The 21,031-nt window shown below is 57.5% G+C and carries 21 protein-coding genes; 11 read left to right on the forward strand and 10 right to left on the reverse strand.

Features of this window, described 5'->3' with window-relative positions; translation table 11 throughout:
• Positions 1 to 263: 263 nt before the first annotated feature.
• Positions 264 to 671 carry a thioesterase family protein gene (locus W02_RS11115; protein ID WP_173047650.1) on the reverse strand — a complete coding sequence of 136 codons (408 nt, stop codon included), beginning with the start codon at positions 669 to 671 and terminating at the stop codon, positions 264 to 266.
• A gap of 123 nt (positions 672 to 794) precedes the next feature.
• On the reverse strand, positions 795 to 2,051 hold the full coding sequence (locus tag W02_RS11120; protein WP_173047652.1) for a TIGR02710 family CRISPR-associated CARF protein: 1,257 nt from the start codon (positions 2,049 to 2,051) through the stop codon (positions 795 to 797).
• 131 nt (positions 2,052 to 2,182) lie between these two features.
• Here W02_RS11120 and W02_RS11125 point away from each other — a divergent pair, with 131 nt between their 5' ends.
• The 6 genes from W02_RS11125 to W02_RS11150 are packed head-to-tail and all read left to right on the forward strand — an operon-like array spanning position 2,183 to position 7,018.
• Positions 2,183 to 2,617 (forward strand): NfeD family protein, encoded by a 435-nt coding sequence (locus W02_RS11125; protein WP_173047654.1) that lies wholly within the window; start codon positions 2,183 to 2,185, stop codon positions 2,615 to 2,617.
• Positions 2,618 to 2,657: 40 nt separating this feature from the next.
• Positions 2,658 to 3,596: an SPFH domain-containing protein gene (locus W02_RS11130; RefSeq protein WP_173047656.1), complete on the forward strand. Its 939-nt coding sequence runs from the start codon at positions 2,658 to 2,660 to the stop codon at positions 3,594 to 3,596.
• Between the two features lie 51 nt (positions 3,597 to 3,647).
• Positions 3,648 to 4,226: an SIS domain-containing protein gene (locus W02_RS11135; RefSeq protein ID WP_173047659.1), complete on the forward strand. Its 579-nt coding sequence runs from the start codon at positions 3,648 to 3,650 to the stop codon at positions 4,224 to 4,226.
• Positions 4,210 to 5,211, forward strand: a complete 1,002-nt coding sequence (locus tag W02_RS11140; RefSeq protein ID WP_197741995.1) for a hypothetical protein — start codon at positions 4,210 to 4,212, stop codon at positions 5,209 to 5,211. The genes W02_RS11135 and W02_RS11140 overlap by 17 nt, the downstream gene beginning before the upstream one ends.
• Positions 5,208 to 5,840, forward strand: coding sequence for a SprT-like domain-containing protein (locus W02_RS11145; RefSeq protein WP_173047661.1), 633 nt, complete (start codon positions 5,208 to 5,210; stop codon positions 5,838 to 5,840). The genes W02_RS11140 and W02_RS11145 overlap by 4 nt, the downstream gene beginning before the upstream one ends.
• Before the next feature lie 17 nt (positions 5,841 to 5,857).
• Entirely contained in the window at positions 5,858 to 7,018 is a 1,161-nt protein-coding gene (locus tag W02_RS11150; RefSeq protein ID WP_173047663.1) for a DNA polymerase IV, read from the forward strand.
• A gap of 101 nt (positions 7,019 to 7,119) precedes the next feature.
• Here the strand turns inward: W02_RS11150 and W02_RS11155 are convergent, their stop codons facing one another.
• Positions 7,120 to 8,823, reverse strand: coding sequence for a PD40 domain-containing protein (locus tag W02_RS11155; protein ID WP_173047665.1), 1,704 nt, complete (start codon positions 8,821 to 8,823; stop codon positions 7,120 to 7,122).
• A 201-nt stretch (positions 8,824 to 9,024) separates the two neighbouring features.
• Between W02_RS11155 and rfaE2 the strand changes: the two genes are divergently transcribed.
• From rfaE2 to W02_RS11175, 4 genes are all read left to right on the forward strand, one after another.
• The gene (rfaE2, locus tag W02_RS11160) at positions 9,025 to 9,504 is read left to right on the forward strand and encodes a D-glycero-beta-D-manno-heptose 1-phosphate adenylyltransferase (protein WP_173047667.1); all 480 of its coding nucleotides are present in this window, start codon (positions 9,025 to 9,027) and stop codon (positions 9,502 to 9,504) included.
• A gap of 6 nt (positions 9,505 to 9,510) precedes the next feature.
• Positions 9,511 to 12,966, forward strand: a complete 3,456-nt coding sequence (gene mfd, locus W02_RS11165) for a transcription-repair coupling factor (protein WP_173047669.1) — start codon at positions 9,511 to 9,513, stop codon at positions 12,964 to 12,966.
• Between the two features lie 30 nt (positions 12,967 to 12,996).
• Positions 12,997 to 13,896 carry a peptidylprolyl isomerase gene (locus tag W02_RS11170; RefSeq protein ID WP_173047671.1) on the forward strand — a complete coding sequence of 300 codons (900 nt, stop codon included), beginning with the start codon at positions 12,997 to 12,999 and terminating at the stop codon, positions 13,894 to 13,896.
• Between the two features lie 135 nt (positions 13,897 to 14,031).
• On the forward strand, positions 14,032 to 15,033 hold the full coding sequence (locus tag W02_RS11175; protein WP_173047673.1) for a peptidyl-prolyl cis-trans isomerase: 1,002 nt from the start codon (positions 14,032 to 14,034) through the stop codon (positions 15,031 to 15,033).
• Here the strand turns inward: W02_RS11175 and yihA are convergent.
• Entirely contained in the window at positions 14,957 to 15,559 is a 603-nt protein-coding gene (gene yihA / locus W02_RS11180; RefSeq protein WP_173047675.1) for a ribosome biogenesis GTP-binding protein YihA/YsxC, read from the reverse strand. The genes W02_RS11175 and yihA overlap by 77 nt on opposite strands.
• A gap of 57 nt (positions 15,560 to 15,616) precedes the next feature.
• On the opposite strand from yihA, the gene mtgA reads away from it, so the two are divergent.
• Entirely contained in the window at positions 15,617 to 16,351 is a 735-nt protein-coding gene (gene mtgA / locus W02_RS11185; RefSeq protein WP_173047677.1) for a monofunctional biosynthetic peptidoglycan transglycosylase, read from the forward strand.
• An 81-nt stretch (positions 16,352 to 16,432) separates the two neighbouring features.
• On the opposite strand, the gene W02_RS11190 is transcribed toward mtgA, so the two are convergent.
• From W02_RS11190 to murJ, 6 genes are all read right to left on the reverse strand, one after another.
• Positions 16,433 to 16,873 carry a VOC family protein gene (locus W02_RS11190; protein WP_173047679.1) on the reverse strand — a complete coding sequence of 147 codons (441 nt, stop codon included), beginning with the start codon at positions 16,871 to 16,873 and terminating at the stop codon, positions 16,433 to 16,435.
• Entirely contained in the window at positions 16,870 to 17,754 is an 885-nt protein-coding gene (locus W02_RS11195; RefSeq protein ID WP_255458495.1) for an isoaspartyl peptidase/L-asparaginase family protein, read from the reverse strand. Before W02_RS11195 ends, W02_RS11190 begins: the two co-directional genes overlap by 4 nt.
• Positions 17,751 to 18,317: a hypothetical protein gene (locus tag W02_RS11200; protein WP_173047683.1), complete on the reverse strand. Its 567-nt coding sequence runs from the start codon at positions 18,315 to 18,317 to the stop codon at positions 17,751 to 17,753. The genes W02_RS11195 and W02_RS11200 overlap by 4 nt, the downstream gene beginning before the upstream one ends.
• Positions 18,318 to 18,423: 106 nt before the next feature.
• The gene (dtd, locus tag W02_RS11205) at positions 18,424 to 18,864 is read right to left on the reverse strand and encodes a D-aminoacyl-tRNA deacylase (protein WP_173047685.1); all 441 of its coding nucleotides are present in this window, start codon (positions 18,862 to 18,864) and stop codon (positions 18,424 to 18,426) included.
• Positions 18,861 to 19,376, reverse strand: coding sequence for a methylated-DNA--[protein]-cysteine S-methyltransferase (locus W02_RS11210; RefSeq protein WP_173047688.1), 516 nt, complete (start codon positions 19,374 to 19,376; stop codon positions 18,861 to 18,863). Before W02_RS11210 ends, dtd begins: the two co-directional genes overlap by 4 nt.
• A gap of 28 nt (positions 19,377 to 19,404) precedes the next feature.
• Positions 19,405 to 21,015 carry a murein biosynthesis integral membrane protein MurJ gene (gene murJ / locus W02_RS11215; RefSeq protein ID WP_173047690.1) on the reverse strand — a complete coding sequence of 537 codons (1,611 nt, stop codon included), beginning with the start codon at positions 21,013 to 21,015 and terminating at the stop codon, positions 19,405 to 19,407.
• Positions 21,016 to 21,031: the final 16 nt, after the last annotated feature.

The following is a 21,031-nucleotide window of genomic DNA, read 5'->3' on the forward strand; positions in this document are numbered from 1 at the left end:
TCTTCCGATCCAATCAGCGATCATACCCGGCTCTGTGTTTTCCGGGGTCCAAAACAGTTTTTCAACAGCCTGCTATCCACTTGTTGATGTATGAACAGCCGCCAGCGGATCGAAGGTAGTATCCATCCAGATTGGGTGGGAAGAGAGACAGGAGAACAACGCTTTACTTTTTCTTCTTATCCGACGGACTTTCAGAAAACAGCAGCCAACCCAGAACGATGAATCCGATGGCGACGCCGGTAATGGCAAGCCAGGTACCAAGTTTATCCATCTGCAGTTCCTTTCACCCTCGAATCTAGCGCGGTGAAGATGGATTTGTCGAGACGCTTGACCTTCCCATTTTTCCCGGTGACGGCCAGTCGGGCTGATCCGGTCACCACGACATGCCCGTCGGATTTATCCCTTACAACGTGATTGATCCAGAACGAGGCTGCCGTAATCTCTGAAATGGTCGTCTCCACGAGAAGCGTGTCCCCGTAACGCGCCGGAGATTGATAGCTCAGTTCAGCCCGGACGACGACGAACATCGTGTCTTCGTCCATCAATGTTCTGACGGACAGCCCTCGCGACTCGAGAAACTCAGTCCGCGCACGTTCAAAGTACCTGAGATAGTTCGCGTAATAGACCACTCCACCGCAATCGGTGTCTTCATAATAAATCCTGATTTCCATGTGGTCTCGGAGGTCCCCAATACCGCTCATGGAGCGAGCCGGCCATCCATGAGATCAAAGGATCATGCGCAGGACCTCGGATTAATTACACACGAACCGCGCTCCCGACAGACCGGTCCCTGTCTAGAGTTTCAACACAGGAAATTTCGGCAATGATACGTCTTGAACACCGGTCAATTTAACAGCAAGGTCATAGAGCTGCTGGACCCGCTCGCTTTTGACTCCTTCAAATCCATGGCCTAATACGGCATGATTTACTGCGTCCAGCATGGGCTTCATCAGAGGCCACAAACGATTGAACGACTGGCCCGTCGGATCGCCCAGTTCAGATAATGCCCGCCATTGCGCCGTCAGAGGCAATTGAAATTTACCATCAATGTCGCTGACATAACTTTTGCGACAGAGATCCTGCATGCCGGCCGGCAGCTGCTCGGGCTGTGCATCCCAAGTCTTGATGCGATGCCGTTTGAACAGTTGCCACTGCGAGAAGGCCTCGAGCGCTCGGACAAGCGAACGCATCGCTATTTCCGAATCCCCGGCCATCCGTAATCTTCGCTGGCAATAGGCCAATAGGTCGAGGGCGAGAAACTCCTTCACCTCGGCCGGATCAAGAACGAGCTTTTCCAAGAATCCGGTATTGGCTTTGACGGATGGAAGGACGTCCTTGAGTTCGGGCGGACCTCCGAACAACGCGGCCATTTCCAGCGCCTTGGATGCCGCTTTGAGCTTGTCCCATGCCGGCCGATGCTGGAGCCGGTCCCAGAAGTGATAGCCTTCGGCCAGATCAGCCAGGGCGTGATACAGAGGCTTGAGTCCTCCGCTCACCCGCGATTCGATGTGACGAAATACGGAACCTGCCGCGTGATAGTCACCTGCATTAAATAACTCGCTACCCTCCCGACGAGCGGTTTGCGACGCCTCGTCCCACGGATTCGTCTGAATCCAGGTTTCCCGACTTTCTCCAGATGTCACGGACTCCCCATCCCGCCCGTCCACCATGCCCGCCAGGGATACGATGCGGGAGGTAAATGGCATGGTGACGATCGCCAAGGCTGCCGCCATTGCCGGGGTGGCGCCGGTAAGGTCCACGACGAGGGAGCCCGGATCGATCCCCCAGTGCCGCAACAGTCCCGGAATGGATCGAGCCACATGCTGATAACACTCTGGGAAGCTCGTCGTATCCGCCAGGGCGATCCAGTCCCACCGTCGAGGCATCCGTGTAATCTGCGGCTGCAAGTCGCGTTCGACGGAAGGCTTGGCTGACTCCGGCAGAACAAAACACAGCGAGTCCGGCGACAGGCGATTGATTGAGCGCACGGCCGGGGCCAGATCGTCCGTGAGGGTCACGATAAGAGCGCCCGCTGGTAGATCGGAAACCATTTCAGACGGATCATAGCACGGCGATCAGACAAAAGCTGTTCAGCACCGGCCTGCTTGACGGTCCTGGGAAAGGCGCTTAGACTCCGCTCGGAAACCCGTGCGGCGACACTGAAGACTCGCGAGGCCTTTCGATGATCTGGTGGTACTGGATGGTACTGGGTCTGGTGCTGTTCGGTGCAGAAATGACGACTCCGGGAGGATTCTACATGATCTTCTTCGGACTATCGGCCATCGCCATCGGCACACTGGGAGGACTCGACCTTGTGGTGACCGATTGGCTGCAATGGCTATTGTTCTCGGTCATTGCCGTCGCCTCTCTCCTCCTCTTTCGCGGGCCGCTCATGGAACGGATCAAACCTACTACTGAACGATCGTCCCGGATCGATTCGTTGGTGGGAGAAATTGCCGTTTCGCTCGCTCCGCTGGGAACGGGGGAAACGGGAAAAGCCGAATTGCGCGGTACCACATGGAACGTCAAAAATATCGGACCGACGACGCTCGGTAAAGGACAGCGAGGACGGGTGGCACAGGTGGACGGTCTCACGCTGTTGATTACTGCCGAATAACACATGCTCTTGTGACGCGCACATGATGGAGGATGGTGGTATGCCAGGTGGATTTCTCGTCGTACTCATTCTCGCCCTGCTGGTTCTATACGTCATCGCCAAAACCGCCGTCGTCGTTCCACAACAAAGCGCCTACGTGGTCGAGCGGCTGGGGAAATACTCCGCCACGCTCGATGCAGGCTTCCATATCCTGCTGCCCTTCGTCGATACGATCCGATACAAGCACTCCTTAAAGGAAATGGCTGTCGACATTCCTGAACAGGTCTGCATCACTCGCGACAACGTGCAGGTGTCGGTGGACGGGGTGCTGTACTTGAAGGTGCTCAATCCCGAGCGGGCATCGTACGGAATTCATGATTATCACTTTGCGCTCTCGCAACTGGCGCAAACGACGCTTCGGAGCGAAATCGGCAAGATCGAGTTGGACCGCACATTCGAAGAACGTACCAATATCAATATCCAGGTCGTCAATGAGCTGGACAAAGCATCCGAGCCCTGGGGCGTCAAAGTCCTCCGCTACGAAATCAAGAACATCACCCCTCCCAAAGACGTCCTGAACGCCATGGAGAAGCAGATGCGGGCGGAACGGGAAAAGCGCGCGTTGATTCTCACGTCCGAAGGCGCGCGGGACGCCGCCATCAATCAGGCCGAGGGTGAGAAGCAACAGGTGATCAAAGCCTCGGAAGCGAAGAAACAGCAACAGATCAACGAGGCCGAAGGAGCCGCCGCCGCAATCCTGGCCATTGCCCAGGCCACGTCTGAAGGACTGCGCAAGGTTGCCGAATCCATCCGCGTTCCCGGAGGGGAGGAGGCCGTGCAATTGCGTGTGGCTGAACAATACATTTCAAAGTTCGGCGAGCTCGCGAAATCCACGAACACCCTGGTCTTGCCCGCCAGTGTTTCCGACGTCGGATCCATGATCGCCTTGGCCATGAACGCGGTCCGTCAATCCTCCCGTTCGAACCCGTCGAAGACGTAACCACGGCCGTGCGGTTTGACAGCACCGCGCGCCTTCAATAGAATTCGCGCCATGAACGATGTTGTCCTCGCCGCATTTACGGAAAGTGCTTCCGTCAAGACACAGTTCGCCCGTGAACAGGCCGATCGAATTCTTCAGGCGGCAAAGACGATCTCCGCGGCGTTTCGCGACGGGAGAAAAGTCTTGCTGTTCGGGAACGGAGGCAGCGCCACGGATGCGGCCCACATTGCCGCAGAGTTTGTCGGCCGTTACAAGCGCGAGCGTCATCCGCTTCCCGCCATCGCATTGGCGACCGACATCGCCGCAATCACGTGTATCGCCAATGATTACGGATTCGACGAGTTGTTCGCCAGACAGGTCCGTGCGCACGGGCAACGGGGCGACATCGCGATCGCCATCAGCACGAGCGGGAACTCGCCGAACGTGTTGAAGGGCGTCGAGGCGGCCGCGGTCGCAGGTTTAACCACCATGGCCTGGACGGGAAGCAAGGGTCAAACACTCGCTGGGATGGTCACCTACCCCTTCATCGTTCCCTCGGCAGTCACCGCGCGGATTCAGGAGTGTCATATCACGCTGGGACACGTCTTCTGCGAATTGATCGAGGAAGAACTCCTTGACACCGCGTCCTGATCGGCGTCGTCCCTCTCGTCCGACCCGAGGCCTGATCGCTCCGATCGACGTGACGGAGCTGAAAACCTATCCCCTGACAAGACGGCACAGCAAGGTGCGGATGACCGATTTCGCCACACCCTGGCGGCCTGGTGGAAGCTTTGACCGGTTTTACCGCTCGCTTCCCGATATCCTCGGTGTGAAAACGTTGCGCGCCGTGGCGGCGGCCATCGCTCGGGCGCATCGAAACGGCAAACCCGTGATCGCGGGCTTGGGAGCGCATGTCGTGAAGGTCGGCCTCTCGCCGGTTCTCGTGGATCTGTTGCGACGGAACATCATCACAGCGGTGGCTATGAACGGAGCGGGGATCATCCACGATTTCGAGTTGGCGCTCTCCGGACATACATCGGAGGAAGTTGACGCCGAAATCGATAGCGGTCGGTTCGGCATGGCGGAAGAAACGGGACGCATGATCAACGAAGCGATCGTTCAAGGCGCCGCGGACCGAGAAGGACTGGGGGAAGCGGTGGGTCGCTATATTAACCGACACAAGACCGTCTTTCGATACCGCGATACGAGCATTCTCTCCATCGGAGCGCGGCTCGGCACTCCCGTCACCGTACATGTCGCGCTCGGGACTGACATCATTCACATGCATCCTTCCGCGGACGGCGCGGCAATCGGCACGACGTCGCTGTTCGATTTCCGTCGATTGGCCGCCGTTGTCGCCGGCATGGAGGGCGGCGTCTATCTCAATATCGGCTCGGCCGTCATTTTGCCGGAGGTGTTTCTGAAAACCGTATCTCTCGGGCGCAATTTGGGACGGAGCCTGTCCGACATCACGACCGTGAACATGGACTTCCTCTCCCATTATCGCCCGATCACCAATGTCGTGCGGCGTCCCACGCAGAAAGGCGGCAAGGGGTACTCGCTGATCGGACACCATGAAATCATGGTGCCATTGCTGGCCGCCGCCGTCCACGAAGAACTGGGATCGAGGCCATGACCCCGAAAATCATCCCTCTCCCGACAACCGACGAACTCACCCACATCTGGCGCGACCTCAACCTCCGATATTTCAACGGCGCGCTGCCGAGCATCGCCGTCGTGTGGAGTCGGCGCCTGACGTCCTCCGTCGGCATGTTTGTGAGCCGCACCGGCCCGCGATCAGGCTGGACAACGGGCACGGCTGCGCGCTCGTCCAGACGAGAGATCCGTATGTCAAGGCCACTCCTCGGTTTATTGATCGCGAAGGCGCCGTACGGCAAACAGGAACTCATCAGCACCCTGGCTCATGAAATGATCCATCAGTGGCAGTACGACGTCCTCAAACGACGCCCGAACCATGGCACGGAGTTCCTGCGCAAGATGCGGGATATGAATCGCGACGGTTCGCTGGCGGTGACGATCTACCATTCGTTGCGACAGGAAGTTCAAGCGCTCCAACGATTCGCATGGCGCTGCCGGTGGTGCAATCGCATTTATCGTCGGCAACGTCGATCAATCGAGCCTGCCCGCCACAGCTGCGGCAGTTGCCGTGGCCCGTTGCAAGAACTGGCGGGGCAGAAGCCCGTGAGCGTTTCCCCTGACCCGAGTCGCGAATTATCACTTGCACAGCTTTCGTTCATTTTTTAGACGTTGCGGGAATATATATGCGGTGGGCTCGCCAGGTATTGTTCGGCGATATCGATGCCATGTACGCATCGGCCGCCGTGGTGAAGGAGCCTGCGCTGGCGGGAAAGCCCGTCGCGGTCGGAGGTCCTTCTCCCAGGGGGATCATCTTGGCAGCCAGTTACCCGGTGCGGGCATTCGGTGTCCGGTCCGCCATGCCCACGGCAGAGGCTCTGCGTCTCTGCCCAAATCTCATTTTGATTCCCCCGGACCGTCCTCTGTACCGGCGGCTCCACGATGAGATGCGGATGGTCACCGATCGTCTGTTTCCGGTGACCGAATGGAGCAGTATCGACGAGTTTTACGCGGAGACGACGGATCTGCAATCGCTCTATCCTGACCCACAGGTTCTGGGACAGTTGACGAAACACACCCTGCAGCAAGCCACCGGACTGCGATGCACGATCGGCATTGCAAGTGGAAAGACCGTCGCGAAAATCGCCGCGGACTCACACAAACCCGATGGGCTTCTCGTCATTGAGCCAGGGAACGAAGCGTCGTTTCTGAGCCGTCTTCCCGTCAGGTCTCTGCCAGGAATCGGACCGAAAACCGGTGCGCTGCTGGACCGGGCAGGAATCCAACGACTTGGCGATCTATTAGACGCACGCTGGCACACTTTTCTATTGCGGCATCTCGGGAATCGGCTCTACGCGATACAGGAACTGTTGCACGGGCATGACCCCGACCCCGTCTTCGCGGATCGCGAGTCAAAAAGCCTCAGTCATGAAACGACGTTCGATCTCGATACCGCCGATCCGGGCTATTTGGAAGACGTCCTCCGTGGCTTCTTACGATCCTTGGCTCGGGACCTTCGGCAAGATTTCACAGCCGCGAACACCTTCACGGTAAAGTTAAAGGACAGCCGCTTCATCATCACAACGAAGCAGCGGTCTTTTGCCAGCCCCCTGAACTATGATCCAGAAATGTGGCCTGCAATTCGTCAGGCACTGCATGATCTGATGCAGTCGGACATGACCTACCGCCTGGTCGGCCTTTCGCTGACATCACTGACGCCGGCCGCGCAGGGACTTTTCAATCAACGGCGGGCGAAGGCCATCCATGTGATGGACGCATTGACGGCCAAGCATGGCCCACAGATCATCGGTCTTGGTGGCGTCGCAGCCGAGGAGGAGGACATGTAGAGCTGCAATTGTTCGATAGTGCAGGGAGCAGCAGGAGTGCGTGTTGGTCTTCGAGATAGGCTGCAGCCCATCTCGAAGACCCGTCACGAGTGGTGTGACGATTATTGCCGTTTCGTCACGAAAGCATCTCGAAGGCCATTGGTATCTCCAACCCCAGGGATCAGATTCGATGCATCGGAATAATAGGCGACGTATTTTCCGTCTCCGCTGAGTGCAGGAAAGACACTCTGACCATTTCCGAGATTATTGTCGCTCGCGATCGAAGCCCGCTTGAATGTGCAGGGAGCACTGGCAGGTGTCCCGAAATCCGTCGAGCAGCTGCGATCGATAATGTAGGCATCCCGCACTCCGTTGTTATCTTGGGACGCGGCATCGAAATTCGTCGCCTCTGTATCGAAGGCGATGAGCTTCCCGTCTCGGCTGATCGACGGCCAGATGCTGTTGCCGTCGCCTTGATTCAGCGCCAGATTGGCAATTAACTTTGGCGCAAGCGTGGTGGCAGTCGTGTCCACGACGAAGATGTCCGAAAAGCCACCCACATCGCTGGCGACAAGATTGCTCGCTTCCGACCAGAAGGCGACGAATCGTCCGTTGCCACTGATCGATGGGCCGAAACTGTGCCCGTCTGCCGCGGCCCCGCCGAATCCTATGGAGACTTTGCGGAGCACCCCGGTGCCAACGGTATAGACAAAAATGTCGTCAAAAGGATCAGCTGTATCTACGGCTATGAGATTTTTTTTCTGCGACGCGAACGCGACGAACCTGCCGTCTGCGCTGACGCTCGGGCTGCCTGCCGATCCGGTGGGTGGCTCCGTACTTCCTGGATTCGCCGTCGTGATCCTCGTCAAGGTCGGCGATCCGCCTGCCACATAGACATAGACGTCCGCCTCATCGTCCGTATCATTCGCGAGCTTTCTGAAAGATCCGAATGCGATCACTGTTCCATCTGAGCTGATGGAAGGATCGAAACTGTTGCAATCATTCAGGCCGCTTGGTACACACGCGACTTCGCCCCCGGTCAGCGGTTGGGAGATCCGCACCGTCGTCCCCGCGGCTCTGTTACGAACAAACACGTCCCTGACACCATTTGTATCACCCGTCACAAGATTGGCGGAGAACGAATCGAACACCACGATGTTCCCGTCGTCGCTGACGACGGCGACGAGACTATCCTGGTCGCCTGCCGCACCGGCTGAAGAAACCGAAACCATTTCCGTGAGGCCGGTCTGACGGTCGTGAAGATACACTTGTCGATTCACACCGTTCGCGCTGGGGGCAGAAACAAGGTTTGTTGCCAGGGAATCGAACACGACAAAACGCCCGGTGCCGCTGATTCCCTGATCGAAACTGCGATTATCGGTACCACTCGCTCCGTTCGCTTCACCCAAGGGTGCCGTCGTAGATGTGGCGCTGACGACGGAGACACGATGCGTGCTGCCCAACGTGGTCAGTTTCAGATCCTTCGTGGCCGACCCACCAGGACCTGTCACCTGTACCGAGAAAGGGAACTGCCCCTCTTCGGTCGGAGTGCCGGTCAGCAGACCTGACGATTGCAACGTTACGCCAGCAGGCAACGAGGTCTGAGCGGTGGTTAATTGCCAGGAAAAGGGGCCGGTCCCCGTAGCATCGAGCTGAACATTCAAAGATTCATTAACGCCTGATGAATTCACAGACGATGTCGTCACGGTCGGGGGGACCGGTGGAGAAGAATCATCTCCACCGCTGCTACACGCGGCCTGCACGACATAGACCATCGCGAGCAAAACGGTGAACAGTGGTCTCCGCGATCTCCACCCAGACAACATAATGGACTCCCTTGGTTATAACGAGTTAAGGCCCGTACCGCGCTGACAGAACGTTTTGTAGATGTAACCGAGTTTTCGAATATCTCGCTATCCTACGTTAGGTAGTGCCTGTCCCCCGGAGGTATGGAGGAGCAGACAGACGTCATCGTCCCAGAAATGCCACCTTCCTATAGGGCATCCATCCCGGGTATGATGAAACCCATGTTCTCGAAATTGTTGACGACCTCACTGTTAACTACTCAACTCGCCGATGAAAAACGGAAGGGTCGGCGAGTAGTTTTTACTAATGGTTGCTTCGATTTGATGCATATTGGGCATACGCGTTACTTGCAGTCGGCCAGGGCGCTCGGAGATATTCTTGTGGTGGGCGTCAACAGCGACAGATCCGTCAAAACCCTGAACAAAGCTCCTGATCGCCCCATCGTTCCAGAGGATCAGCGGGCTGAGGTCGTCGCGGCCCTTGGCTGCGTCGATTATGTCGTGATCTTTGACGAACCGGATCCTCTGAACGTGATTGGAGCGGTGCAACCGGATGTCTTGGTCAAAGGTGGCGACTGGTCGCTCGATCGCATTATTGGGAAGGACCTTGTCGAACAGCGGGGCGGCCTCGTGCGGACGATTCCTCTGATTCCTGGCCTCTCCACTACGGCTCTTATTCAACGTATACGATCGCAGACTTGATAAGCAGTGTCGAATCACGTTTTGGGTTCTGAACAGACTTCGTGGCTGATACCACTCGCCGCCGAATTGGCGCGCGAGGGAAGCCGTCCATGCCTCACCGGTCTGTACGGTTCGACATCTGGCTTTGCGCTGACCATTCTGCTGAATCACTCCGGTCCGTTGTCGAATAAACCTTGGTTGATCGTCACGCATTCCGATGATGCCGCGGAGCGACTATTCGACGATTTGCAATTCTTTCATCATCTCCTGGGGCTGCCGATCGCTTCGTTAGCGCAATTCCCGCGCTGGGAAACTCTTCCTTACGAGTCTACCGCCCCGCACGTCGGACTGATCGCACGGCGGATGGCGGGCCTTCAGCGAATCCGTACGTTGCGCGGCGTGCGCGTGGTGACGTCGGTTGATGCGCTCATGCAACGGCTCATTCCCGTCGACGGGTTCAGCCGCGCGCTTTTGCATTTCAAAGTCGGCAAATCCGTCGAACGTGAAGTACTCACCGGAGGCCTCGTGCGCCTTGGGTATCGCCGGGTGTCGGTCGTGGAGATTCCGGGCGAGTTCAGCGTCAGAGGAGGCATCGTTGACATTTTTTCGACGGCCTATGCCGACCCGCTCCGTGTCGAATTTCTCGGCGAAACCGTGGAATCGCTTCGTCTCTTTGACACCGCAACACAAAAATCGACTGCGAAATTGGATGAAGCCATGGTGCTCCCGGCTCGCGAATATGTCAGAGCAGAAGGTTCGCTCGACGAGTTTGCGCAGGTGGAACCGGACGCCGAATGGCGAGCGCCGGATCTCTATCCGTCCATGGATGCTCTTCTGGACTATTTCCTCGAGCGACCATTCCTGGTGTTGGATCAACCGGCGCGCATACAGCAATCCTGTCGAGATCTATGGGATGCCATCGACGACGGCTATCTGCGCCACAGCGATCGAGACGCCACAGCCTACCCGTCACCCGAGCGTTTGTTTCTGACCTGGGAGGAGATCAGCGAACGGGTGACCGCCTGGCCGCAACTCGCTCTCGAGCCGCTGACTGCGCCGGATGAGTCCTGGAAACCGGTTGTGCCGTTCCCGGCGCAGTTGCCGGCAAGCGCCGGGCTCGCTGCGCGCGGAACCTCGTTCACGCAGACGCTCTCCATTCTCGAGCGTCTGCGAGCGGACTCTCGGATCATTCTCGTCGCGCGCAGTCGCGGACAAGTGGACCGGCTGCTGGCGTTGTTGAGGGAGCACGATGTACCGGCGGTCGAGTGGAGTGCTGCAAGCTGGGCGTCGATTGGATCGGCAAAATCCCCGTTCTATGTTTTGCACGGCGACCTTTCGTCCGGCTTCCTCTCACCTGATCAACGACTGGCGGTCCTGACGGAAGAAGAACTGTTCGCGAAAGGGCTCCGGCATAAACCACAAGCAAAGAGCAAGACTTCCACCTTCCTCTCATCGCTGGAGGATCTCAATGTCGGCGATTATGTCGTCCACGTCCAACATGGAATCGCCAAGTATCATGGACTGAAACGGCTATCCGTCCAGGATTTCGAAAGCGATTATCTCATCCTTGGTTTCGCCGGCGGAGATACACTCTATGTCCCATTGGACCGCCTCAACCAGGTACAGCGGTATAGCGGCGCCGAAGGACATGTCCCGCGACTTGATCGTTTGGGAGGAACGAGTTGGGCGAAGACGACGGCACGGGTCAAAAAAGATATCGAGGAGATGGCACAGGAACTCGTGGACCTCTATGCGAATCGTGAATTGGCCGAACGCCGCTCCTATGGACTCGACAGCACGATGTACCATGAATTTGAAGCGGCATTCGAATACGAGGAAACGCCGGACCAATTGAAGGCCATCGCCGATATTGCGCGCGACATGGAATCGAGCAAGCCGATGGATCGGCTGGTGTGCGGCGATGTGGGATATGGGAAAACGGAAGTGGCGATGCGGGCGGCTTTCAAAGCTGTGGAAGATAACCGACAGGTTGCGGTGCTCGTCCCCACCACGCTCCTGGCTCACCAACATTATGATAATTTCGCCGAACGGTTCGCGCCCTTCCCGACGAAGGTCGCGCTCCTGTCCCGTTTTCAATCACCCGCAGAGGCCAAAGCCATTTTGAAAGACACCGCGACCGGAACCGTCGATATCGTGATCGGCACGCATCGGCTGCTGCAAAAGGACGTCGTCTTCCGCAACCTGGGGTTGGTCATCATCGACGAGGAACAGTGGTTCGGGGTGAAACATAAGGAGCGCCTCAAGACGTTACGGACGCAGGTGGACGTTTTAACCCTGACCGCCACACCCATTCCCCGCACGCTGCAAATGGCCATGGCCAGTGTGAGAGATCTCTCCATCATCGATACAGCCCCGGCAGGCAGGCTCTCTATCCGTACTCAAGTCGTCCGGTCAAGCGACAAACTCATCCGGGAATCGATTCTACGGGAACTGGGACGGGGCGGTCAGGTGTATTTCGTCCACAACCGCGTGGAAACCATGGAACGCACCGGCGCCTGGCTACAGCAGTTGGTCCCCGAGGCCCGCATCGTCATGGCCCACGGCCAGATGGATGCCAAACCGCTCGAAGCGGTCATGTTGAAGTTTTTTCATCGCGAGGCAGACGTCCTGGTCGCGTCTGCGATCATACAGTCCGGTATCGATGTCCCGAATGCCAATACCATCATCGTGAACAGGGCCGATACGTTCGGGTTGGCGCAGTTGTATCAATTGCGCGGGCGGGTGGGCCGGAGCGGCGACCAAGCCTACGCGTATTTCTTAGTCCCCGACGAAGGCACACTGACCGGCGACGCGCAGAAACGACTGACAGCCATTCAGCAGTTCACCGAGTTGGGATCGGGCTTCAGGATCGCCGCAGCCGACTTGGAAATCCGCGGCGCGGGCAATCTGCTGGGTAAACAACAATCCGGGCACATCGCGGCCATCGGTCTCGATCTCTACCTCCAGATGGTTGAACAAGCGGTTCAGCGCTTGAAAGGTCAAGTCGTGGAGGAAGAACCCGACCCGTCATTACGCCTGAACGTCTCCGCCTTCATTCCCGAGGATTACGTGGCCGACCCGCATCACCGTCTTTCTTTTTATAAGCGGCTCTCTTCCAGCGCACAAATTGGGGACTTGGCGTTACTCCACGGAGAGCTGCAGGACCGCTACGGCGTGACTCCCGAACCGGTTGAACGGCTTTTTGAGGTCATGCACATCCGTCTGCAGGCCAAGTCTCTGCGCCTGGCGTCGGTGGAAGTCAAAACTCAGTCGGTCGTCATCTCGCTCAGCCCGAACAGTCCCGTACCGCCTGCCGCCGTGCAAACCATGATGGATCAGTACAAGACCCGGATCCGATTTCTGTCTCCGCGGTCATTCGAGGTACAAATGCCGCATCAGGACTGGGCTTCCATCTTTTCGGAACTCACCGCAATCTTGCAAACCCTCAGAGTCTGTGATACCAACACAAGAGTATCGACGTAAGCACTTTTCCCCCACACGAGGACGTACTGCATGCACCAACCGGCAACTAGGTCGGCCACTCCTCCTATTCGACTCCGTACGCTGATGATCTTTGCCGCCGGTGTGCTGCTCACTGTCTTCGAAGGGTGTACACCGCCACAGACCGAAGAGCGGGTCGTGGCATTCGTCAATGGACGGCCGATCACCCAGACCGAATTTGAGGCCGAATGGGCTGAACTGCCCGATGCAACCAAGAGCCGCTACGAGAAGGAGGGCGGAAAACCTCGCCTGCTCAGCGAGGTCATCACGCGTGAACTTCTGCTCCAGGAAGCCCGGAAGCAGGGGCTGGATCAAAGCGATCAAATCCGCGACCGCGCCCGGCGATATAAAGAAAAGCTGATGTTGGACGAATTGCTGAAAGACCGGATCAAGGCAAAAATCGAGCTGACCAAAGAAGAGCTCGACGCATACTACGAGAAGCATTCACGCCAATTGCTGACGCCTCTCAAGGTACGAGTGTCCCAGATGCTTTTGCCCAATTATCCTGCCGCCAAGGACCTCGAAAAGCAGGTCAACCTGGGCGGAGACTTCGCACGGTTCGCACAGCGATATTCCATCGACATGAAAACGAAAGCCAATGGCGGAGACCTGGGGCCCTACCGGAAGGACCTGGTCGTACACGAAGTCGATGACGTCATCCACACATTGAGACCGGGCATGATCAGCGCGCCCATCAAAACAGAAGCAGGGTACTATCTCGTGAAGATCACTCCGCTCGATCCGGAGATCATTCAAGCCGATTTGGCTATCAGAGAGCGTCTGCGGCAGGAATTGCTCAATGAGAAGCGGCAAAAGCGGTTCGATGACGTCATCGCCGACATTCGCGCAAAGGCGGTCGTCAAGATCGCCGACGCGTCCCGTTATGGGGTAGGCGACCTCGCGAATCGCTGACCCTGCTGGACCCGTCCCAAACGGGTCCCTTCCTCCGTTGCCTCTCAATCCTGTACAATCAGGCGCGACCCGTCCGGCTCAAGGGCTCGGACTTACATCGACAACCACACACATGATCCGCCACGTCCAGCTGTTATGACGTCCAGGCTACTACTTCTTTTCCCGTTCTTGGTGGTGACCCTGCTGTGGGGTCTTTATCCGGCTTTCGCTGCCAAAGTGGAAGATCGCATCGTGGCGATCGTGAACACCGATTTGATCATGTTATCGGAATTCAAACGGGAGCTGACTCCGGAACAGGAACGGATCCGTAAGCAATATCGTGGCGACGAACTCTACAGGCGGCTCCGGACAGCGGAGTCCATGGCTATGACCACGATGATCGAACGGAAACTACAGTTACAGGAAGCCAAAGTCCGCAATGTCGACGTGACCGATCAGGAGGTGCGGCAGGCGTTCCAACAACTGAAGCAGCAAGGCGAAGCGGTGGACGAGAAAGATCCCAACAGCGTGCGAGGCGTGCGCGATCAATTGACTCTGCTCAAAGTTGTAGACCGAGAGGTGCGCAGCGGAGTCATGGTCGCTGAACCCGAAATGAGGAGATACTACGCCGAACATCGGGATCGTTTTGCCTTGCCGGAAGAATATACGCTGAGTCAGATCCTGATCAAGCCGAACACTTCAGGCGATCTGGACGATGCGAGAGTCAAGATCCGAGAAGCGACCGCATTGCTCAAACAAGGGGAATCGTTCGAAGATCTTGCGTTGCGATACTCTGACGGTCCCAACGCGTCGCGCGGGGGACGCCTCGGCCTGGTTCGGCAGGGGGAACTGCTTCCCGGCATTGAGCGGGGCGTATCGCACCTCGTGCCGGGAGGGATTTCCGATCCGATCGAAACTCCGGAAGGATTGCATATCATCCGTATGGAAGACAAGAAACCGAAGCAGTTCCGGCCGTTCGATGAAGTCCGACAGGAAATCCAGGCCCTGGTATTCCAACAGAAAAGCGAGGACACGTTTCAGGCCTGGCTGGCGGATCTCAAGAACAAGGCCTATATTGAAATCAAGTTTGAGTCGGCGCTTTCAGTGCAGACCACAAACGGTCTCGGCCCTCGCCCGTTGCCGACGAATAAGGAATAAGGCCTTCATCCACAGAAAGTCCGATTTCCTGCTGCACACGACGCAGCGTCGCCACGCGCTCGCTGGGTCTCACTTTGTCGACTTTGGTGGCCACCACGACCGGCCGATGCCCGACCGACATCAGCCAATCGCGCGTCTCCCGATCCTGCTTCCCGACGACACGGCTTTCGATGAGCAGCACCACCGCATAGAGCGTTGTCTGCCGAACAAGATATTGTTCGATCAGCGGCGCCCATTGAAGTCGTTCGGTTTTCGACACCTTGGCGTACCCGTATCCCGGCAAATCGACGAGCAGGAATCGCGGAAGGGCCGAATCGTCCGTGGCGACGGAGAATATGTTCACGGCCCGGGTCTTGCCCGGCGTACGGCTAACCTTGGCCAATCCCCGGCGCTGAAGCAGCGAATTGATGAGGGACGACTTGCCGACGTTGGAACGCCCGACAAAGGCGATCTCCGGCATTCCACCCACGGGAAATTCCTTCGGACTGACGCAACTTTTGATAAACTCGGCCTTCAGAATTTTCACGATGCCACCTTCATGATGTCCTGGCCATAGTGCTGCTTCTCTGATACGCAGTCTTTGATGCGGAAGTCAATTTCAACCCGGCGTTCAAGCATACCGCTCGTGGTCGCACTCTGTCTTGGAGGACCACTTGTCGCCCTGGGCATCGTCTGGCTGTTGGCGATGCCTGATATTTCAACCCTGGAGCGTTCCAATCCGAAAACGACGGCGCTGATCGAAGCCAGAGAATCCCGGTCGCGCGAAGAAGGCAAACGGATCAATCGAAACTGGATCTGGGTGCCGATTTCCCGCGTGTCTCCCCATCTCCGACGAGCCGTGGTGGCGGCGGAAGATGCTTCGTTTTTCACCCATGAGGGATTCGATTGGGAAGGAATCAAGGATGCGGCGTTGTACGACCTCGAACGGGGAGAATTGAAACGCGGCGGCAGCACCATCACTCAGCAATTGGCCAAGAATCTGTTTTTATCCTCCGAACGGAGTCTGTTTCGCAAAGCCCACGAAGCACTGATCACGACCATGCTCGAACGCAGACTCACGAAACAACGCATTCTCGAACTGTATTTGAATGTGGCCGAATGGGGCCGTGGCGTCTATGGAGCGGAAGCGGCTGCCCGACATCACTTCAAGAAGCCGGCTCACGACCTGACAGCCGATGAGGCCGCCTGGCTGGCCGCGATGCTGCCGTCGCCGAGGAGATATGACCCGATACGTAAGACCGCCGCTCTGATGCGCCGTCAAGTGCGCATCCTCCATCGCATGGAACAGCCCGAAAAGAGACAGGTCAGAGCTGAATGACCCCCTCGCTATCCATGCCGTGACTGATTGGTGAATCTCCGCCCATGGACTTCACGTGTTCCATATCCCAACGGACCGGATTTAGTCGTCGAAGGATGTATCACCGATTTCCCTGATCTCGCGCTCCCCGAGAATGGCGGACTCAAACGTGTAGTGCTTGAATTCAAGAAGGTTGTCGGAAGGGTCCTGAAGAAAAAACGTGTGGTGTTCGATCCGGCTCCCCGGGAATCTGACCCGTGGCCGCTGAAAGAAGCGAAGTCCGTGCTTCTCGGCACGGTCAGCCAAATCCTGCCATTCTTTTTGCGTGAGCAAGATCAGCCCGAAATGTCTCGGGTAGATGCCCTGTTGTCCGGGTGATTTCTCAGATGACACATGAGCGACAAGTTGATGCCCGGACAACCCGAATGTGACGGCATGTTTTGATTCTCGTCCCAATGTGCAGCCTAGGCCAGTCACATAAAATGACTTTGCCTGCTCCAAATTATGTGTGGGGAATGCCAGATGAAATATGGGCGGTTTCATGGCCACACCGCCTTGACCGTCGGTCGATTCGTGCCGTTCCACCATCCCGCAGCCATGTAGGGCGTCACGTGGACCAACGCAAACTGGCCGGATGGCGACACGACCAGCATGCCTGCCCGCCCCCCCACCCTCGTTACCAGCTCATGCAGCAGAGCCTTCGCAGCTTTTTCAGGACCGGTTCCCATACGTAAACGATCGCAGACGGATTTCGCAATTGCAAGCCGGATGATCCCTTCGCCCAACCCCGTCATCGACACCGCTGCGCTACGATTGTCGGCATAGACGCCGCATCCGATGAGCGGCGTATCGCCGACGCGGCCCGGCAACATCGTGTCGATCCCACCGGTCGATGCCCCGGCGGAAATCGTCCCAGAGCGATCCAGCGCCACCGCGCCGACCGTTCCGTGTCCCGAGCGAGTTCGCCGCCTATTCAACAAAGCTGTATAGTCCATTCGCACACGCTTCTGTGAAGAGCGATACCTGAGAACGTTGAAGTGCCGTGCAAATCGTCCGGCGGAAGGTCCCACGAGCAGGACGTGATCCGTCTTTTCCAGGACCAACTTGGCCGCGGCAATCGGATGGAGAATGCCCTCGACGGAGGCGACCGCCCCCGCCCGCAGGTCTGCTCCGTCCATGATGGAAGCATCCATCCGCTGCACACCGTCGAGTTGCCGATTGGCACCTCGACCTGCATTGAACAGACCGGAGGCTTCCAATAGTTGAATCGAACTTTCAACGGCCATGAGGGCTGCTCCGTCACGCCGCAACACCTCGTGGCCCGCGGCAAGCGCCTCGGCAAGACAATCCGCCTGCATACGTGTCATGCGCCGTTTGCCTGCACCGCCATGGACAAGGATGAGAGGGGAGAAGGGGCGTTTCAATTCAGCAGAAGGTTCCGCGCCTGCCGGTAACCGGGATTCTTCATTCGATCCAGATCAGACCGCACGAATCCCAAGCCGGTGACGCACAATTCGAAGTTATCGGACAGGGTTTTGAACAAATGGGGTTCATCTTGCGCCAGACTGTCGGATAACTCGGCCAGTATCCCGTATGAACGCTTGCCGGTCTTCATGTAATCGACGAGAAAGTCCTTATGGTAGATCAGCCCCGCGGTCTTCAAACGACGCAGGTATTCGGGAAATAATCCCGCCATAAACAGCGTGAAATCTCCGATGTGCCGATGGACCGTGCGCTCGCGGTCCGGTGACTGCGCCTCGAACAGAATTTCAGATTCGTAAAGAAGCTCGACCACCGAGTCCACCCGATGTTCCTGTTGATTGCGAATTTTATAGAGCTGGTCGGTATGCGTAAACTCGACGAGCAGGTTGGACAGATACGTCGTGACCTTGAGATCCGGCCATCCGAGATGTTCGGTGAAGCTCTTTTCGGTCAATGCACCGAAAAGTTCCCGAAGTGGATGTCGAGGAGGGACTTCCGTGCCCATGATTCCCCTCGTGAACTCCAGACGTCGCACTCAGAGTATAGCAGACAAGTCTTTCAGCCCCTAGACTCCTTATCGGAACCTTCATCACACACTTGACAGATCCATCTCATCGGGTGTCGAAGACGAATGTCACCGGGCCATCGTTCACCAATTCGACCCTCATGTGCGCCGCGAAGACGCCGGTCTCGACCATCGTTCCTTGCGATCTCAGACCTGCCGCAACTTGCTCATACAGGTATCGCGCCTTGTCCGGCTCAGCAGCACCATCGAAACTCGGCCTCCGTCCGTTCCGGCTGTCCGCAAGAAGCGTGAACTGGGAGACGAGCAGGACGGCGCCTTCGACATCCACTAACGATCGGTTCATCTTTCCTCTGTCGTCTGGGAAAATCCTGAACGTCCTTAATTTATCGACCATCGAGCGGCAGTCTGACTCCTCGTCTCCCTTGGCCACACCCAGTAAGACCAATAATCCGAGCGAGATGCGGCCGATCGTCTGGTCGTCCACGTCCACCGATGCCCTGGTCACGCGTTGGATCACGGCTTTCATGATTGATGAGATCCGTGAATGCGGGCCAACGTTCCTTCCAGCGACAGAAGGCGACGTTTCATCGACAGTCCGGATGAAAAGCCGCCAAGAGTATCATTCGCTGCAATGATTCGATGACAGGGGACGACAATCGGAAGAGGATTGGCACCCACGGCATTACCGACCGCTCTCGCATAGGGTCGACCGCCCACCCGCAGGGCAAGCCATTGGTACGACCGAAGACTGCCGTACGGGACTCGCCGCAGAGCGCGCCATACCCGCTGTTGGAAAGGGGTTCCGTTTGCCAGGTCCAGAGGCAGCGAAAAGGAGAAGCCTCCACCTTGCAAGTACCTCAGGATCTGAGCGCGGGCGGCACGCAGCTGCATAGTGGACGACTCAACGAACAGGGGGCCGCTGCATCCGCGCAGATCGGCCAGAACCTCCTTCCTCGTGGGACGAGGGAGGATCACGGCGCGCAGCCCTTTTCGAGACTCCGCGATCCCCATCCAGCCCCACGGAGATCGAAACACCATGCCCTTCATCATGGGTGGACCCCGATCGTCATACGATGCGCGGGAGTTTCTTCCTCACGATTCCCCAGAGCAGCGACAACTCATCCGATTTCAGAAGAGCCTGCATACCCACGTATCCTGCCACGCTCGATCCGATGGCTACACTGAGCAAACCCGATTTGAGCGTCCATTCGCCCGGAGACGTCCAGATCGGAAAATCGGCGATCCAGGTGCACACAATCGTCAACGGGATGCAGGCACACGCCGAACGCAGCATCGAGCGCCCGACCAAGCCCCATTCGACCCCTCCCAGCCTCTGATTGAGGACTGAAATCAAAATAATCCCATTCACCATTCCGGCAAGAGCCGTCGACAGAGCCAATCCGGAGAATCCCAACGGTGTCATGAGTGCCAGCGAGAGGCCGATATTCGCCACGACTGCGACCACCGCCGAGATGGCCGGCGTACGGGTATCCTGCAACGAATAAAACGCCGAGACGATGATTCTGACTCCGGCAAAAGCCCAGAGGCCGACGGCGTAGCAGAGTACCGCACCGGCTGTGGCCACCGTGTCCTCATGCGTAAACGAGCCATGTTCGAAAAACAGATGGACCAGAGGCTGCCTGAGCAGGATGAGCCCCAACATGGCAGGAAGAATGATGAAGAGGATCATGCGCAGCCCAAAACCCACAGTTCCGCGTAATTCGTCCAATGCTCCTCGAGCGGCTTGAGCCGACAGCGTGGGAAGAATAGCGGTCGCTAATGCGACGCCGAAGATGCCCAACGGAAACTGGATCAGACGCATGCCGTAAAAGAGGTAGGTCGGCCCACCGGAGAAATACGACGCCAAAATGGTGCTGACGGTGATATTGACCTGCGTCACGGACAGTCCGAGCAACGAAGGAATCATGAGCGTGCCAACCCGGCGAACACCTGGATGGGTCGGTTGGAACCGCCAACCGAAGAGCATGCCGCGCTTTTTGAGGCCGGGAAGTTGCATGGCAAACTGGGCCGCGCCGCCTGCCACCACTCCCACCGCTACGGCGAGGATCGGCTCGGTAAATGCCGGGGCGAGAAAGAACGCGCAGCCAATAATGACGATGTTGAAAAAGACTGGCGAGAATGCCGGTGCCGCAAATGCGCGCATGGAATTCAAGATTCCCATGGCCACGGCGGCAAGGCTGATGAACAACAGATAGGGAAACATGATGCGTGCGAGGAACGCCGTCATGTGCAACTTGGCGGGGTCGCCATGAAAACCCGGTGCGAGCAGCCAGACCAGCGCAGGCGCGGCGATGATGCCGAGCACCGTGATCCCGGTGACCACGGTCAGCAGCGTCGTGAACACCGCGCTTGCCAGTTCCCATGTATCGTGCTTCGATCTCAGAGTCTGGTATTCGGTGAAGACCGGGATGAAGGCAGAGGACATCGATCCTTCCGCGAACAACTCGCGAAGCAAATTCGGAATACGATAGGCCACGAAAAACGCATCGGCTGCGGGAGTCGCGCCGAAGAGCCGGGCGAGCACCATGTCGCGGATAAATCCGAGGATCCGGCTGGAAAAGGTGGCCGCTCCAATCAGGCCGGCCGCTTTCATGACCGAATGGCTGTCGTCCCGGGGTTGAGCCGGAATTGAAGATTCCGCTGTGGATTCAGGCATGAACGGGGATTTTAAC

It is taken from the genome of Nitrospira sp. KM1, assembly GCF_011405515.1.
Classification (GTDB): domain Bacteria; phylum Nitrospirota; class Nitrospiria; order Nitrospirales; family Nitrospiraceae; genus Nitrospira_C.